This is a genomic window from Nostoc sp. (assembly GCF_036917575.1).
Lineage (GTDB): Bacteria > Cyanobacteriota > Cyanobacteriia > Cyanobacteriales > Nostocaceae > Nostoc.
On the sequence record NZ_JBALDC010000030.1, the window covers coordinates 26,010 to 42,512 of the forward strand.

At 41.2% G+C, this 16,503-nt stretch carries 17 protein-coding genes and 1 pseudogene; 8 read left to right on the forward strand and 10 right to left on the reverse strand.

Annotated features, from left to right (window positions below):
• Positions 1–127 precede the first annotated feature (127 nt).
• The 3 genes from V7K79_RS07345 to V7K79_RS07355 all read right to left on the reverse strand — a co-directional run bounded on the left by V7K79_RS07345 (position 128) and on the right by V7K79_RS07355 (position 1,372).
• A complete protein-coding gene (locus V7K79_RS07345) occupies positions 128–610 on the reverse strand; it encodes a DUF1877 family protein (protein ID WP_335046126.1) in 483 nt (160 codons plus the stop codon).
• Between the two features lie 320 nt (positions 611–930).
• Positions 931–1,215 carry a hypothetical protein gene (locus tag V7K79_RS07350; protein ID WP_335046128.1) on the reverse strand — a complete coding sequence of 95 codons (285 nt, stop codon included), beginning with the start codon at positions 1,213–1,215 and terminating at the stop codon, positions 931–933.
• Positions 1,205–1,372 carry a BrnT family toxin gene (locus V7K79_RS07355; protein ID WP_335046131.1) on the reverse strand — a complete coding sequence of 56 codons (168 nt, stop codon included), beginning with the start codon at positions 1,370–1,372 and terminating at the stop codon, positions 1,205–1,207. The genes V7K79_RS07350 and V7K79_RS07355 overlap by 11 nt, the downstream gene beginning before the upstream one ends.
• A gap of 522 nt (positions 1,373–1,894) precedes the next feature.
• On the opposite strand from V7K79_RS07355, the gene V7K79_RS07360 reads away from it, so the two are divergent.
• From V7K79_RS07360 to V7K79_RS07380, 5 genes are all read left to right on the forward strand, one after another.
• Positions 1,895–2,953, forward strand: a complete 1,059-nt coding sequence (locus V7K79_RS07360) for a chlorophyll a/b binding light-harvesting protein (RefSeq protein ID WP_335046133.1) — start codon at positions 1,895–1,897, stop codon at positions 2,951–2,953.
• Between the two features lie 83 nt (positions 2,954–3,036).
• On the forward strand, positions 3,037–4,560 hold the full coding sequence (locus V7K79_RS07365) for a chlorophyll a/b binding light-harvesting protein (protein ID WP_335046134.1): 1,524 nt from the start codon (positions 3,037–3,039) through the stop codon (positions 4,558–4,560).
• 39 nt (positions 4,561–4,599) lie between these two features.
• Complete coding sequence (locus V7K79_RS07370) at positions 4,600–4,785, forward strand: hypothetical protein (RefSeq protein ID WP_335046136.1); 186 nt, start codon at positions 4,600–4,602, stop codon at positions 4,783–4,785.
• Positions 4,786–5,117: 332 nt separating this feature from the next.
• Positions 5,118–5,393 (forward strand): hypothetical protein, encoded by a 276-nt coding sequence (locus V7K79_RS07375; protein ID WP_335046138.1) that lies wholly within the window; start codon positions 5,118–5,120, stop codon positions 5,391–5,393.
• Positions 5,394–5,456: 63 nt separating this feature from the next.
• The gene (locus V7K79_RS07380) at positions 5,457–5,684 is read left to right on the forward strand and encodes a DUF7219 family protein (protein WP_335046139.1); all 228 of its coding nucleotides are present in this window, start codon (positions 5,457–5,459) and stop codon (positions 5,682–5,684) included.
• Between the two features lie 363 nt (positions 5,685–6,047).
• Here the strand turns inward: V7K79_RS07380 and V7K79_RS07385 are convergent, their stop codons facing one another.
• Together V7K79_RS07385 and V7K79_RS07390 are read right to left on the reverse strand one after the other, a co-directional pair.
• Positions 6,048–6,377 carry a DUF2973 domain-containing protein gene (locus V7K79_RS07385; protein ID WP_335046142.1) on the reverse strand — a complete coding sequence of 110 codons (330 nt, stop codon included), beginning with the start codon at positions 6,375–6,377 and terminating at the stop codon, positions 6,048–6,050.
• Between the two features lie 307 nt (positions 6,378–6,684).
• Complete coding sequence (locus tag V7K79_RS07390; protein WP_335046144.1) at positions 6,685–7,005, reverse strand: DUF2605 domain-containing protein; 321 nt, start codon at positions 7,003–7,005, stop codon at positions 6,685–6,687.
• A 578-nt stretch (positions 7,006–7,583) separates the two neighbouring features.
• On the opposite strand from V7K79_RS07390, the gene thrS reads away from it, so the two are divergent.
• Both thrS and V7K79_RS07400 read left to right on the forward strand, forming a co-directional pair.
• Positions 7,584–9,419, forward strand: a complete 1,836-nt coding sequence (gene thrS / locus V7K79_RS07395) for a threonine--tRNA ligase (RefSeq protein ID WP_335046190.1) — start codon at positions 7,584–7,586, stop codon at positions 9,417–9,419.
• A gap of 443 nt (positions 9,420–9,862) precedes the next feature.
• Positions 9,863–10,366, forward strand: a complete 504-nt coding sequence (locus V7K79_RS07400; RefSeq protein ID WP_335046146.1) for a hypothetical protein — start codon at positions 9,863–9,865, stop codon at positions 10,364–10,366.
• A 99-nt stretch (positions 10,367–10,465) separates the two neighbouring features.
• On the opposite strand, the gene V7K79_RS07405 is transcribed toward V7K79_RS07400, so the two are convergent.
• Positions 10,466–10,609 carry a hypothetical protein gene (locus V7K79_RS07405; RefSeq protein WP_335046149.1) on the reverse strand — a complete coding sequence of 48 codons (144 nt, stop codon included), beginning with the start codon at positions 10,607–10,609 and terminating at the stop codon, positions 10,466–10,468.
• A 124-nt stretch (positions 10,610–10,733) separates the two neighbouring features.
• On the opposite strand from V7K79_RS07405, the pseudogene V7K79_RS07410 reads away from it, so the two are divergent.
• Positions 10,734–10,916 (forward strand): annotated as a pseudogene (locus V7K79_RS07410) (DUF4351 domain-containing protein); the annotation flags it as partial.
• Between the two features lie 166 nt (positions 10,917–11,082).
• Here V7K79_RS07410 and V7K79_RS07415 read toward each other — a convergent pair.
• The 4 genes from V7K79_RS07415 to V7K79_RS07430 all read right to left on the reverse strand — a co-directional run bounded on the left by V7K79_RS07415 (position 11,083) and on the right by V7K79_RS07430 (position 16,387).
• Positions 11,083–11,421, reverse strand: a complete 339-nt coding sequence (locus tag V7K79_RS07415) for a hypothetical protein (protein ID WP_335046151.1) — start codon at positions 11,419–11,421, stop codon at positions 11,083–11,085.
• A 141-nt stretch (positions 11,422–11,562) separates the two neighbouring features.
• Positions 11,563–14,088 (reverse strand): cyclic nucleotide-binding domain-containing protein, encoded by a 2,526-nt coding sequence (locus V7K79_RS07420; RefSeq protein ID WP_335046153.1) that lies wholly within the window; start codon positions 14,086–14,088, stop codon positions 11,563–11,565.
• A gap of 316 nt (positions 14,089–14,404) precedes the next feature.
• A complete protein-coding gene (locus V7K79_RS07425; RefSeq protein ID WP_335046155.1) occupies positions 14,405–15,052 on the reverse strand; it encodes a response regulator transcription factor in 648 nt (215 codons plus the stop codon).
• Positions 15,053–15,154: 102 nt separating this feature from the next.
• The gene (locus tag V7K79_RS07430; protein ID WP_335046157.1) at positions 15,155–16,387 is read right to left on the reverse strand and encodes a sensor histidine kinase; all 1,233 of its coding nucleotides are present in this window, start codon (positions 16,385–16,387) and stop codon (positions 15,155–15,157) included.
• Between the last annotated feature and the right edge of the window lie 116 nt (positions 16,388–16,503).

Genomic DNA, 16,503 nt, shown 5'->3' on the forward strand with positions numbered 1-16,503 from the left:
GTAGGCATAGCCCGTCGTAGACATCCCTCGGTGGCATAATGTCAAAATTGAGCCGCCACAGATAACTTTTGCATCAACTCCAGGGGTTTCCTTCAGTCCGTTTCAACCGAATTGCTAGCCTGCGGCATTACTCTTGCATTTCCCACATGAAATCAACCCCGTAAAAACAACCGAGATCGAGCAGCATACCCCTGGTTTCTTCGGCAGCTATTCTATAGTACTCTGAGATACACTGAAACATATACAAATATTCATCTACTTCCTCATCCCATAATGTTCTGTAAGCATCTGGATTCAGCACACAAGCTTCTTCATATCTCTTAGCAAACTCTTTTTCTGAAATTTGAAGCAGCGCTTCGGAGATTTGCTGAGTTTCTGAGGGAACAAGATATTTTACAGGACCGAAATCTTTGAAACTACCTTTTGTTCCTTCAATTGAGGTTCTGCCCATCACCGCATTGATTAGCAATCGGTTGTTTTCCTTTTTTCGGGCAACAATAAAAGGGATCTGACATTCTTCCCACGAAGATATATCCTCAGTTAGCAAGTAGTGAATCGCCTGCCAAGAATCAATCTCTAGTCTTCCAATTCTCCATTGCTCCTCAGCCATAAGAGCGTCCAGGTTATAATTAATTCCTTTTTTTTAAGTAGTTTTTTTAAGTAGGTAAGCAGATGTTGAACTGCTTCGGTTTTTAAAGCTTCTTTTGCATGAAGATACAAGTCCAACACATACAAATCTTGTTTCGCTATCTCTAAAAGAGGTGCGGATATTTGTTTGAAGTTTCCCTCTATTCCCATACCTTATCTGTAACAGTGTATTTCGTATGTCTGCTCAAATGAGATGTTATACAGTTATAATTCAGACCTACATCTTGATATGTGCTATAATATTGCCTTCTTAACTACTGACTGCGAACAGAGAATTTAAAACTACCGCCCAGTCGCTTCGCTGAGTGCTTCACGAATTATCTCATCACTCACTCCATGCCGTTTCAGACTGGCAATCAATGTAGAAACAGTATCACCCTCAAGTCGCTCAAGATCAGATCGGAGTCCTTGTCCGATGTAAGCGCGAACTAATGGCTGATAACCAGAAAACCCTAATAATGGTGCTACTCGCTTCAAATCCTCAATCACATCTTCGGGAATGCGAATTGTGATTGTCGTCATTGGACGACTTTTATCAAGTCGCTTTTTCAAGAATTCAGCTTTCATAGTATTCACGTTCCTTACGCGTTGCTTTCCAAGCCGAGATGATCCGAATCATGTCGTTTTCATGCTCAATGTAGACAACGTACAGAAGATTCCATCGTTTATCCAAGCCAATCACAGCATCCCGCTCCTCATCATTGCGGTTTGCATCAACCACCACTAGAAACTGATCGAAGCGAAGAAAGCTTCTACGGCTTGCTGAAATGTAATGCCGTCATGATTACTGAGATTAATCCAAGCTTTCTCCTCGTTCCAAAGGAAGGTGACACCATTAAGCATGAAAAATACATCCATACCTCATAGTCTAAACAAGATGTATTTACGTTGTCAATACGTTTTTTTGTAAAAGTTTACAATTACAATTCAAGACTGAATCTTGATGTGTGGCAGAACTTTGCAATGCTTACCTGTTTGTTGTCTTCCTCAACCCAATAAATAATACGATAGGTAGTTTAAGCACTATTACTTATTGACAAATTATCCATGATATTAAATGTCACTCATAGGGTTTGGGAGAATCTTCCAGAGTCAGATATTATCAACACCAAACTTATTGAAATGTAATTAATTTTTCATTTAGATTCAAAATTTTTAATGAGACTTTCTTTCATTAATTCAAATTTTGGTGTAGACTCATTTCTAAAGCTATTGAATAATATTCTCAATAGGGGATAAATGTAAAATGACAATTTCCACAAGTCCGCTGTCGGTGGAGCAAGACCTTACTGACTCGCCTTGGTGGGCAGGTAACGCCAGACTCACCAGCTTATCAGGGAAATTACTAGGCGCTCACGTCGCTCATTCTGGTCTGATCGTTTTCTGGGCCGGAGCTATGACTTTATTTGAGCTAGGCCATTTTAATCCAGCAGAACCGATGTACTTGCAAGGCTTAATTTTGCTACCTCATCTAGCTACTCAAGGTTGGGGTGTAGGTGCAAATGGTGCAGTCGTGGATACTTATCCCTACTTTGTAATTGGAGCTTTGCATCTAATTTCCTCAGCCTTTTTGGGTTTTGGAGGAATCTTTCATTCCCTGCGTGGCCCAGAAAAATTGGAAGGTAAAGTTCCTTTCTTTGGCTACGACTGGTCAGACACGGGTAAAATGACCACAATCCTTGGTATACATCTGGTTTTACTGGGTTGTGGTGCATTCTTGTTAGTCGCCAAAGCAATGTACTTTGGGGGTTTGTACGACCCAAATGTTGAAAATGTGCGGGTAATTACAAATCCAACATTAAACCCAGCTGTCATTTTTGGTTATCTATTTGGCGCAATTAGGAAGTTCTGGATTGCTGGGGTTGACAACCTAGAAGACGTGGTTGGCGGACACATTTGGGTTGGTGCAATATTGATTATTGGTGGACTTTTCCACATTGCGACAAAGCCCTTTACCTGGACGCATCCAATATTTGTTTGGTCTGGAGAAGCTTACCTCTCTTACAGTCTGGGTGCTTTGGCACTGATGGGTTTTATTGCAACTCTCTTTGTATCGGTAAACACGACTGTTTATCCTGAAGTTTTTTATGGACCGGCGCTAGTAGTTAGACAGAATATTGTGCCGTACTTTTCATCGCCTGACCCTGATCTTGTAACTGCTCGGACTTGGTTAGCTAATGCCCATTTTTGGTTAGCTTTCTTCTTTCTCCAAGGTCATATCTGGCACGCCTTGCGGGCACGTGGTTTCGATTTTCGTAAAGGTAGGGTGAGTCAGGAGGCGGTAATTCCGCAACCAATCAGCTAAATTCAATTTAATGCAATGTATTTGCAATTATCTTGAAGTAGAAGCTCAACAAAATTGCTAAAAATTCTCAAGGATTACTAGAAATGACAGCAGTAATAGAAGATAGTCCATATAAGCAACAGATACCTGATGTTGGTTGGTGGGCTGGCAACTTTCGTCTCACTAATTTATCGGGAAAATTACTAGGCGCTCATATTGCCCATTCTGCATTGATTTTGTTATGGGCTGGAGGGATGACGCTGTTTGAATTATCGCGTTTCAATCCGAATGAGCCAATGTATGAGCAAGGGTTAATCATACTGCCTCATCTAGCAACTTTAGGTTTGGGTGTCGGTGCTGGTGGGCAAGTTATTAGCACATATCCCTACTTTGTAATCAGTGTCTTGCATCTGATACCTTCAGTAATTCTGGCTGCTGGTGGTCTTTATCACTCTCTGCTGGGACCAGAGGTGTTACAAGATAATCCCACTTGGGCTGGATTTTTTGGCTATGACTGGGAAGATAAGGACAAGATGACAACCATCTTGGGCATTCACCTAACGCTTTTAGGTTTGGGTGCTTTGACTTTAGTTGCTAAGGCGGTGTTTTGGGGTGGACTGTTTGATCCTTGGGCTGCTGGCGGTGGAGATGTTAGGATAATCAATCACCCGACACTTAACCCATTCCGCATCTTTGGCTACCTATTTGGGGCTTGGGGACCAGAGGGATTAGCTGCTGTTGATAATTTGGAAGATGTTGTTGGCGGTCACATCTGGATTGGTTTGATCTTAATTGGCGGTGGTCTTTTCCACATCTTGACTAAGCCATTTGCTTGGGCACGCCGAATTTTGATTTACTCAGGGGAAGCGTATTTATCTTACAGCATTGGTGCTGTAGCATACATGGGCTTTTTAGCGGCATATTTTGCCTCAGTCAATAACACCGTCTATCCCGAAGTTTTTTATGGTCCAGTTAAAACTATAGAAACTTCTGCTGGTATAGTTTCTGCTCGTGGTTGGTTGGTAACTTTCCATTTTGTCCTAGCGCTGATGTTTCTGTTAGGTCACATTTGGCACGCTCTCCGCGCTCGGGCGATCGCAGGCGGATTTGATTTCAAAAATGGTGATATGGTTCAGCCTCCACGTGTGGAGCGCCAAAGGAGTAATCAAGTAACCGCAGTCAATTCTTCTGATCTGACGCTGAAGTTTCTCAAATACTTGCCAATTTATCGCCCTGGTATATCTGCTTTGTGGCGAGGATTAGAAATTGGCATGGCTCATGGTTACTGGCTAGTTGGCCCCTTTGCGACATTAGGTTCATTAGGTTTATTACGCAATTCTAATGTGGGCAGCTTGGTTGGTTTATTAGCCACAGGCAGTTTCATTATTATCTTGACAATTGGTTTTTCGCTTTATGGCACTACTAGCTACGAAAGACAACAAGAAGTCTATTCACGATCGGTTTCGGTTGCAACAGTTGCCAAAGTGCCACAGAGCATTAATACTGTCGCTGAATGGAGTCAATTTACTGAAGGCTTTTTGATTGGTGGCATTGGTGGAGCAATCTTCGCTTATCTGCTATTGACTAGTATTGCTTTATTCGGTGCGATCGCAATCAACTCGATTTAATTATCTAGTGATTTAGTACCCATGATGTAAAGACGTAGAATGCTACGTCTTTACAAGAAATTAGAGCCAGACTTAGATTGCTCGCTCTCGTCTCACTCTTTGTTTAAACGGCTATACCTGCCGAGCTATCCTGTACCTTTAATGGTTTGTGGTAGCACTGAGGATATCATCGTAGAACGCAAGGTTCTGCAAGGATGGCAACCTTATTTAATGGAAGGCGATTGATCGCTATTAGGAATGTCAACAAAAATAGCATTTTTTTTGCTTTTTTCAACCGACTCTTGTAGCAAAATAGATTTTTTTTGATTTCTGGCAATCTCCACATCACTTAGATTCAGTTTATTCAAGTCAAAAAGTTTAATCTATCTCCACGCATTCTTAACGCTCATTGCCTCAAGTTAATAATTAGATTATTTAGGCAATGACATATTGATTTATGTCTACCTACTGACTCAATTAATTTAGTTTCACTCAACACAAGCTAAATAATGTTTCATGCCTGCGGTTAAAAGCAGTTGACTGTGGGCACTTTTTTCTAATCTTTAGGAGGATGACTTATGCTGGCTACAATTTTTTGTGCTTCATTTGCTTGGGCCACTTTGATTTTCTTTATTTTGAGTATCTCGTTTACCTTAAAACAAGGAATAAATCATTTAAAAAAGCTACATCAAATTCCTTGTCATGCTTGTGCATATTTCACTAACGACCATCGCCTTAAGTGTACTGTACATCCAATGAAAGCTTGTTCTGAGGAAGCGTTTGGCTGTCTTGACTTTGAACCTCAAACGTCTTTCTGTAATGCTTGTCAAAAGGGTCGGCGAAAGCTTTGTTAAAATTTTTCAATTAGATAATTTCTAATCTGCAATACTCTAAATACTTATGAACAGACAATCTGATTGCTATCTGAACTATGTAATTTTCTATATCCTCGTAGTCTATATTATAGGCAATTTGAACCAGAGTATCTAGTATTTAATGCTAATCTTCAAGATTTTGCTCAACGAGTAAATTACATTTGCAGTCTTCAAACTAGTGGTAAACTTTCCCCTGAAGAGACTTACAAACAAATTCACATTCTCTGGAGACAGTTGAAAAATGCCAAAAAAGAATTGAAAATTCGTTAAATAAAAACAGTATTACCCTTAAGTCGCTCAGTATTATCTATGAGTCTTTGATTTCGATCTAAGCACTGACTAATGGCTGATAACCAGAAAATCATAACAAAAATGCTACTCGTTTTAAATCCTCAATCATATTTTCAAGAATGAAAATTGTATCCGCTTGCGATCGCAGTCCTTGCAACGATGAGTTAAATCGTCTACCAATTGAGTATTTTTAATAAAATGATGTAAAAAATCTATATTTACTAGGTTGATTGATATGGAAATAAATTTCTGCTGATAAAAGGGTTTAGGATGTAAAAACAACAATAATTTACACCCAAACTACTGACAGATGCGATTAATCGCGTCTCTACTCCTAATTTGTTATGCTTCTTCAGAATTCTCTCTTTTTTGTCCTGGGGATGCTTCGTAAAGTGCATCAAGATGTTGACGTGCATCTTCAACGTTAATTGAACGCATTACCAAAAGTGGCTCTTTAATTAAGTTGCCTGCATTATCTAATAACTCAGGATGGGGTGCGAACTGTTTCTTTGATGAATAATAACCATAGTTGCCTTGATTATTTATTGGCGAGGAATTTGTCGGGTAAGTTCGCTCCCGATCAAAACTGAACATAATCAGGTTACGAATTAAGTTGCCAACAGCTATAAATGCAAGGATTGTAAAAGCAAGAATGTAAAGCAGATGTAACATTGTATTTTCCTCCAGAACAGTAATTTTAAAACTTTATTTTGTAACGCTTTGTTTCGCCGATACTGTGACTTACAGTTAAGACGAGCATTCTGTGCACTTTTCACGCGCTTACATTTATATGGAGCTATTTGTCAACCGTTATCCCACTTAACGGTAGCATAGGATACATTCTTTTGTTAATCTAGATAATGTTAAGAAATTGTTAAGAATTTTCTACTATCTTTTTAACGACTAATTTACCATCTTGTGTAGACGCTTCTTTGGCTAGTCAAAAGATATCGCTAACTAGTCTATCGAAATTGAGTGCTTACGCTTCGCGTTCTTGACGACGAAAGCGCATTGCAACATTCCAGCATTCTGTTACTAATTCATGCCAAGGCATTAACGTTGCCATATCAACGCCGACTTGTTTATCAGTTGCATTAAATAACATCTTCGCCGTATTTAGTTCATCCTGTGCTTGCTTAACTCGTGAGAGCAAGTCAGATTGCTCTTGGTGACTCATAAATGATAGTTCCTCAGTTTCGAGTAAATGGCGCGATCGCATAAACCAATGCTGAAAATCTTCTAGCAGCGGATCTAAGAGCGTTTTCAGCAACTCTGTCCCTGGTAAATTTGAGTCTGGCATAAATAAGAGGAATATTTCAAACTTGCTTACTAATATTAACGTTATTTACGTTTCTTAACACTTTTTTTATTTCTCTCAGAAATTTCTGTTGTAAAATTTGTAACAAAGATTACAAAATTAATTATATAGTCTCGATATCCGGTTTGTACACTGCCTTTGGAGAGACGACTATAGGTATACATAACACCGAGTTGCAATTCATTAGATAATTTAGCGATCACTTACGGTGGGCGGTTACGCCATCGCAGGCAATCCTGAATTTCACACTTAAGTAAAAAAGCAAAAATTTATCTTTATCTTTGAATTGAAGAAGAATTCAGCACTCAGAATCAAAATAGTGGGGAATTCAAACCCGCCATCTAGAAACATTATTAAAGAAAATCTATTTAGCGGAGTCTTAAACCCCTTTATTTATTACACCAGTCAAATTCCAATTCATTCTGACTTCTGAATTCTGACTTCTGAATTCTTTCTTGATAAAGCTTAACTGGCAAAAACCAAAGTCGTTATAGTTGAATAAGCCTACAGATTTAGATACATCACCTTTTGTAATCACTTCGCCAACGGTTCAGCAGCCAATGTCGCTAAAATCATCGAATCAGTCCGAACACTCAGAACAAGTTGAAAAAATTTATTTACCCCGTACCAGCGAATCGGAGAACTTAAAAAAGATTCGCCACACTGCTTCCCATGTTATGGCAATGGCAGTACAAAAGCTGTTTCCCAAGGCACAAGTTACAATCGGCCCTTGGATTGAAAACGGTTTTTACTATGACTTCGATAATCCAGAACCATTTAGCGAAAATGATCTCAAAGCCATCAAGAAAGAGATGGCGAAGATTATCAATCGCAAGTTGCCAGTAATTCAAGAAGAAGTCAGCCGCGAAGAAGCCGAACGCCGGATTCAAGGAATTAATGAACCTTACAAGCTAGAAATTCTGGCAGATATCAAAAACGAACCAATTACGATTTACCACCTGGGGAATGAATGGTGGGATTTGTGTGCGGGGCCTCATCTGGAAAATACCAGTGAATTAAACCCGAAAGCAGTTGAACTAGAAAGCGTTGCTGGCGCTTATTGGCGTGGGGATGAAACCAAAGCCCAATTACAACGCATCTATGCCACCGCTTGGGAAAGCCCAGAACAACTCGCTGAATATAAGCGACGTAAAGAAGAAGCGCTGCGGCGAGATCACCGGAAACTGGGTAAGGAACTGGGATTATTTATATTTTCTGATCTAGTGGGGCCGGGTTTACCTTTGTGGACACCCAAAGGCACTCTGTTACGGAGTACTTTAGAAGACTTCCTCAAGCAAGAACAGGTAAAACGGGGTTATTTATCTGTAGTAACACCTCACATTGCCAGAGTAGATTTATTTAAAACCTCTGGACATTGGCAGAAATATAAAGAAGATATGTTCCCCTTAATGGCAGATGATCAGGAATCAGCTGCACAGGAACAGGGCTTCGTTATGAAGCCGATGAACTGCCCTTTCCATATCCAAATATATAAGAGTGAGTTACGCTCTTATCGGGAACTACCGATGCGACTGGCGGAATTTGGTACTGTTTACCGCTACGAACAATCAGGGGAATTGGGCGGTTTAACGCGGGTGCGCGGTTTTACTGTGGATGATTCTCACCTGTTTGTCACTCCAGAACAGCTAGATAGTGAATTCCTCAGTGTGGTGGATTTGATTTTGTCGGTGTTCAATAAGCTGCAACTGAAGAACTTTAAAGCTAGACTGAGTTTCCGCGATCCTGCTAGTGATAAGTACATCGGTTCTGATGAAGTTTGGGACAAAGCTGAAGGTGCAATTCGCCGTGCAGTTGAAACTTTGGGGATGGAACACTTTGAAGGGATTGGAGAAGCGGCTTTTTATGGGCCAAAACTTGACTTTATTTTTAGTGATGCCCTAGATCGAGAATGGCAATTAGGAACTGTGCAGGTTGATTACAATTTGCCAGAACGCTTTGAGTTGGAATACGTCGCCGAAGATGGTGTTCGCAAACGTCCAGTGATGATTCACCGTGCGCCTTTTGGTTCACTGGAACGGCTAATTGGAATATTAATTGAAGAATATGCGGGTGATTTTCCTTTGTGGTTAGCACCAGTGCAAGCTAGATTACTGCCGGTGGGTGATACACAGCTAGACTTTGCTAAAGATGTAGTTGCGAAAATGAGAGCGTTGGGCATCCGTGCAGAAGTTGATACCAGTGGCGATCGCTTGGGTAAACAGATTCGCAATGCAGAGAAAGAAAAAATACCCGTGATGGCGGTGGTGGGAGCTAAGGAAGTGGAAACCAATACCTTGAGTATCCGTACCCGCGCCTCTGGGGAATTGGGAGTTATCCTTGTCGATGAGGTGATGGATAAAATGAAGGATGCGATCGCTAAGTTCGAGAATTTCTAAAATCTAACCGCAGACGCACACTAATTATAATTGGTGTGCGTCTGCGGTTAGTGGGGCACTGAGCCTAATTATGATCCGATCGTCGCCTTGGTGGTAGGTTTTGGCAAAGGTGCGATGTCTACAACGAGCTTCTCTAGAAGACGCTACGTATAGCTTGCTTCTCGAAGGGTACACTTACGCAGCGTATTTAATATCAAAGACTTATTAATGGAGTTCAGAGGTAGATTCATCCAGTTCAAATACTCATTTTGATTTTAACTTTTTATAGGATTTGGAAGGTTAGAAAGTATCACAGACAACAAAACATTTCTCGATCGCCGCATTTAAGAAAACTTTTCGAGTTATTCAATACTGTTAGGATTAATTTAAAGACTTGTGGAATCTGCTTTTCCTAAACAGACTGGACTTGCATAAATTACTATCAACAATTTTTGACTCACATCATGAACCGCTTTACCTCTATTTTGCTCGCTGGCTTAATAGCATCTGCTTCAGCTTTGGCTATTTCTCCAAAAGCTGATGCTAATACACCAGTGAATTATCTTGCTGGGTTAGATAACTACGGCTATCAACACAACGATAATAGTAACTACGAACGTCAGAGTCGTCACCACAGAAATGATGATTATGACCGCCAGAACGACCTTCGCAACATTCGTGACAATAACGATCGCTATGAGCGCGATCATAACCGTCGGTATGAACGCGATCATAATCGTCGCTATGAGCGCGATCATAACCGTCGCTATGAGCGTGACAATAACCGCCGCTATGAACGCGAAAATAACCGCCGCTATGAGCGCGGAAATAACCTTCGCTACATTCTTGACAATAATCGCCGTTATGAGCGTGAAAATAATCGCCGCCATGAGCGCGATAATAACCTTCCCAACATTCGTGACAATAACCATCGCTATGAGCGAGATCGCAGCTGGGGTCGTGGTTAATCCTTTTGCCTATTTATTAAGCTTACGGCTATATATTCTCCAGCATGGACTTTTTTAGCATTAGCTGTAAGCATTTGGCTATCTAGCACATCTATATGTTCAGCTTCCCAACTTCTCTAAGAAGCTGGGAATTTTGTTATTCATGTTTGCTGATTTTGCAACTAGTGCGATCGCATGGCTCTTCTTTCCAAAATTGTAAATGTAATTTCTGATGGTGCGATCGCAATGTATTTCAGTTTTCATGTAAATAGCTGTAATATCAAAGACTCATTAATGGAGTTCAAAGGCTCATTAACGGAGTTCAAAGGCTCATTAATGGAGCTAAAATACTCATTTTAATTAAATCAAGAATTTCCCCTAAGACTAAGCGCTGATTCTCCGTCTGCTTACTCGACGGGTAGGAGAATTACCTCAAGAAGTGCTAGACCGTATTAAAACTCTCTCTTTAGCACAATTAGAAAATCTCAGTGAAGCATTGTTAGATTTTCAGACAATCGCGGATTTAGAAACCTGGTTTAGTACATTAGACATAAGAGTGAAAATGACGTAGATACAATTTATGAATTATACTTACCAAGGATTTCGGGCAACGCATAATTAATTTCACTCCTATGTCTATTAGATGAATTTTTCCATTTGAGCCAATGTGTGATGGCGCTAAGGGAAAAAATAGTTTCAGAAGAACGAAAGCGAGTTGAGCTTGTCAGATTGTCACATTAAAGCTCAATTAACTTGAAGCCCCAAGGTTTGAGAGCTGCTAAAGCTATTTCTTCATTTACACCCTCGTAAGCCTCCCATTCCAAGGGATGCTCTTTAGGATGTCCGTCGCCAACATTACCTGCAACTTTGATGATCGGACAGTTGGCGATGCGATCGCGCTCCAGCCCTTTTGGAATTGCTAGTTGGATTTTGTGCCCGATAAACTTTGCTGTACTATCATTAGCTACAGATTCACGGATTAAACAAATATTACCAGCAGTGCCCCAAGTCGTTTGGTAGATATGGAGGAACGATATATAAGTTGCTGGTTTGATGGATTTTTTTAGAACGTGCATTATCTGTAATCCTTATACTATGAGTCAAAAATCATAAATCATACAAGTATTTTCTATCACGTTCGTAGGGAAGAATGTTCTTAACTCACATTTTGTATCTAGCCCAGGCGATTATAAACCGCCTGGTGGAAGATGTGAAGCTCAAAAGACGATAATTGCCCACATACTAACTCCCAAAGCGATCGCTGCTAGGTGTTGCCAAAAAAGCGATCGCACTGGTTGCTTGGCAATTTTTTGTGTTAAGAACATAGTTATCAACACTGAAAAAATTATGGTTGTACCTTGTAAAAAAGCAATCACAGCAGGGTGAGCAACCAATATTGGTAATTGTTCGCCACTCAAACCAAGAGTAGCAAAAGTCACTGGTAAAATCTGCCCACCTTCGCCTAAGCCCAAACGTAGATAGTGAGCCAAATTTCCCCCCAACACCAATGGTAGGTAGCCATAGGCAAGTTCTATAAACGATCGTAGCTTACGGTTAAAGTTGAACACTTGCAGCAAGCCATAAGCTGCAAAGGTAAAAATCGCTGGGATAATTAACACTAGCAGCGATAATCCCAAGTGCTGCCAAAAATCAGTTAAATCCAGTTGTAAGCCCAACCAAGATTGCAATTCTGGCAAGCGATGCAGATATATGCCACCCAACAGCAAAAACAATAATGCTACTTCATAGCTGCGGGGTACATGAGTTGTCCACAGTTCAATACCGGGGGGACGCAAGTTGAACTCAACGGAGCGATGGGGACAGGCTTTGAGGCAAGTCATGCACAGTACGCAATCTCGGTTATCTTCTAACTGGGCTGGGTGTGAGTATAAAGGACATCCATTGGTTTCTAGCCCTTCGCCTTTTTGCGGCCCACCTTTATAACACTGATAAGTGGTGCAGCTGGCAGAACATATCCCTTGCTGTGCCCGGAGTTCCGTCATTGAGAGTTTGGCGAATAAACCATTCATCCCGCCAATGGGGCAGAGATAACGACACCAAAACCGTCGTTCAAAAATAGCCGAGAAAATCATCGCCCCAGCAGTAATTAACAGCAGTAAACAAGCGCTGAGGTAAGCTGTATTTTCTAAATGCCAGAGTTCTTCCCATAAAAAAATTAGGGTAAATAACCCAAACATGAACCATCCGCCCCATTTTTCAGCTTGTTCTCTCGGCCAGCGCTTGAGTTTTCGAGGCCACAGCCATAAAGAGAGCTTTTGGGTGATTTCTCCATAAATCATGAAGGGACAAACAGAACACCAGATACGACCCAAAAAGGGAAAGAGAAATAAGAAGAAAGGCCACCACCAAGCCCAAAATAGATTTAAGACGAAATTGCGATCGCGGGTTTGCGGCCCGATAAATAAGACTGCAACAGTAATCGCAAAAGCCGTTGCAGTCAAACCATAATTAATGCGATCGGGCCACCAGTCACTACGTAAAAACCGCCGTAAACGAGGAGAGGCATTTAACAAATTCACCCGAAATCGTTTTTTCTTAGTTTCGGCTGGCCAGAAAATTTCTTCTGTTAATTCATTCGCATCCTCAGCTTGCACGATCGCTCTTTCTACCAAATTTTTCAATTCCCTGAGATTGCCAGGAAAATCATAAGATTGGAGGCGACGCAAAGCTTCTGGGGTAATGTGCGGTTTAGAAATACCTCTAGAGCGAGTGTAAAGATTGGTATAATATTCAACTTGTGTCTGAATATCAGTTTTCCGCACCCGTAGCGGTGGTACTTTAATAACGTGACCAACAGAACGTTCAACTGTTGGCTGAGTCTTTTCTGAAACAATCAGAATTCTGGCTTGACTGGGACGAGGTTGGGCGGCTGAATCTTCAGAACGATTAATGGGGGTATATTTACCAGTTTTGAGCAATTCCGTCACAGCAGGTAATAATTCTTCGGGCAATTCTTGGATGTTGTTAAGAACTAAAGTGCCTTCCCCTAACCATTCCAACAGTCCTGGTTTGCCGCCAGCACGACCAAATAAATCTGCACCGCTAGTTTGGAGAATACCACAATTTACTTTAATAATTGGTTCTCGCCGTTTGGGAGAACCAAAGTGGATTAGGGCTGCTATATTGTCTTTTTCTAACCCTGGTTCTCCAAAAATATCCACTGATTTACGGTCAGCAGTCGCTCCTCGAATTTGCTCCCGCAGCCGCACAGCATAGCGACTTGTACCGACAATTCCCCGTTGCGCCTTGGTGACTAAATATGGCCGCAAGGCAATAGAACGTTCTTGTTCATAGCCAAGTGCAGATGTTACCTGAGCTAATTCTTGAGCCAATTGACGCGAAAAAGCCTGAGCAATTTCGGGGTATTGGTTGACTAATTCCCGAAATTTAGCAGCAGGTATAACCCATAAGCGACATTCGGTTACTGTAGTAATTGTGAATGCAGTTAATTCTTCCAACAGTAATTCTTTGAGTTCAATCACTGCACCAGGGAGAAAGCCACAAGCTAAAGCTGGGTTGCTTTGCTCGGTAGTATTGCTTTCTAGTTGACCTTCTACAAGAATATAAAGGGCTTCTGGAGAATTGCCTTCGCTAACTAAGTCAGTTTCGGCACTCACTACTTGTTCTTCAATTACTTGAGCGATCGCATTTAACACTTCAGGTGAGAGTATTCCTAAACTCGTCCGTTCTTGTAGCCATATAACCGTTTCTGGAGATGTCATATTTAGTTCTCCCTGTAGGCTGCTGTATAACAAGAATTATCGCTGAAAGGGTATGTTATACCAATTCAAAATTCACGCATTCAAAATTCACACATTAAGAATCTAGACAGGACAAGGTTTTGGAGATGTGTATCTCTCACATTCTTTTTTCAAATTGGTATCAAAATATCTATAGCAATCCGAATGAGTTATGAACAAAAAGATCCCCGACTTATTGAATAAGTCGGGGATCTGAGCCTCTTGGTGTTTGCGACTCAAATAAGATTGCTATATTTGTCTTTTTAGTGAACAATAATATTCCTTGCCCAAGCAGACTTTATTTAAGTCCACCAAAAAGTGAATGGGCAAACAACGCGGCTTGAGTGCGATCGCGCAAACTCAACCGACTGAGAATATTGGTAACATAATTCTTAACAGTGTTTTCTGAAAGAAACAGCGATTCAGCAATTTCCCGGTTATTGGCTCCACAAGCAATCAACCGCAATACATCTAATTCTCTAGGTGTGAGTTGGGCCAATTCTGGAGGGGGTTGCACAGACGGTACAGGTGCAGCAATCGGCGTGAGTGCTTTCTCAAACAATCCCGGGCCGAGTAGGGTTTGTCCCTTGTAGACGGATAGAATTGCCAACATTAATTCATCTGGTTCGGTGTCCTTGAGCAAATAGCCCTTAGCACCCAGCCGCATCGCCTGGAAAACATACTCATCATCATCGAAGGTGGTGAGGACAAGAACCTTAATGTCAGGATATTGTTGAGCGATCGCTTTTGTAGTGGCAACTCCATCCATCACAGGCATCCGAATATCCATTAGCACAATATCGGGTTTTAGTGCGGCAATCTGTTCAAGTGCCCGTTGCCCATTCTCCGCCTCACCGATTACCTGCATCTCTGCATTCGACTCAAGCATACTCTTAAGTCCCTGGCGAATAAGATGCTGATCGTCAACTAATAAAATCCGAATCATAAATATTGGTTTACAGCAATTTTTAGGTATTTAAACGACATTGGGATAAGGCAGAAGGCAGAAGGTTTTAGCCTGATTCATTTTTGCTAAGATAGTTTGGCTTTATTCTGCCGACCTACTTAACAAAAGCTTTGAGAGTGGCAAAGAAACAGAAATACAACAACCTGTTCCTAGTTGACTGTGGAGATTTAATTGACCGCCTAGTGCAACCGACCGTTCTCGCATCCCTTGTAGTCCAAAGCCGGTTGTATTTTGAGTAGGGTTAAACCCTTTTCCATTGTCTTCGATTGACAGATGAATCATCCCAGCGTGAGCCAGAAGTTTAACAGTGACACTCGTAGCCTCGGCGTGTTTACAAATATTTGTCAGCGATTCTTGCACAATCCGGTAAAGGGCTGTGTTTACTTCTGTTGGTAAAGTGTCGAGTACATTAATTTGACAGGAAGGTTCAATACCAGTGGTTTGTTGAAAATCTATCAACAGCTTTTCAATAGCTGATTTGAGAGATTGCCCTTGCAAAGGATTTGAACGCAAAACCGAAAGCGATCGCCGAATTTCTAACAGCGCCTCAGCCCCCAGTTCTTTTGCCTGTTTGATAAATGTCAATGCTTTGTCATTATTTGATTGCCAAAACAAGAGAGTATTATTAATCTGAATGGTTTGGGCGGCGAGAGTGTGTCCTAACCCATCATGAATTTCGCGGGCAATTCGGTTGCGTTCCTGCAAGGTTGCCTGATCTTCAATCCGTAGCGCATACTGACACAGTTGTTGATTGGTAATCTCTAATTGCTGATGAGCAATTTCTAACTGCTCTCGACTTTGGCGTTCTGCAAGCAGGGCATTAATTAACAATAAAGCGAATATTAACGTTAAGCTAAACAATAATATATTACTTAATCGCCAATCCCAGGACATGGCAATCAGCTTATCTGGCATAAAATTCTCAGGTACAATCGGTCTTGATAAAAGCAGTGTTCCATAAACAAGCAAAGATAAAATCAAGACAGCTAACTGTCCCGATCGCTTAAATATGAGACAACTCCGCATCACCAGTACCAGACATAGCAGGAAAACCGAGCGAGTCGATAAAGTATGTTGAGTTGCTGGTAGCAAAATTAAACCGAATTCCAGGGCTGTATAAATTAATTTGCTTTCCAACTTCACCATTGGTAGCCTCAAACCCATCAAGCTGAAAGTGGCGATCGCCAGAACTCCTAGCGGCAAAGACCAGGACAACTGAAACGGCAGCAGAACTTCCATAAACACTGCCGTGGCTAATAACAGCCACTCTAGGTAAAGCAACAGACGGAAAGATGGGTAGGTCAAGCTAACCATAGAACTGTTCCAACTCAATGGTCTTTGTAACAAAACCATAGGTATTTTCACTATTTTAGATGGGAATATTGGACTGGGGACTGGGGATTAGGGACTAGGGACTGGGGATTGGGAAG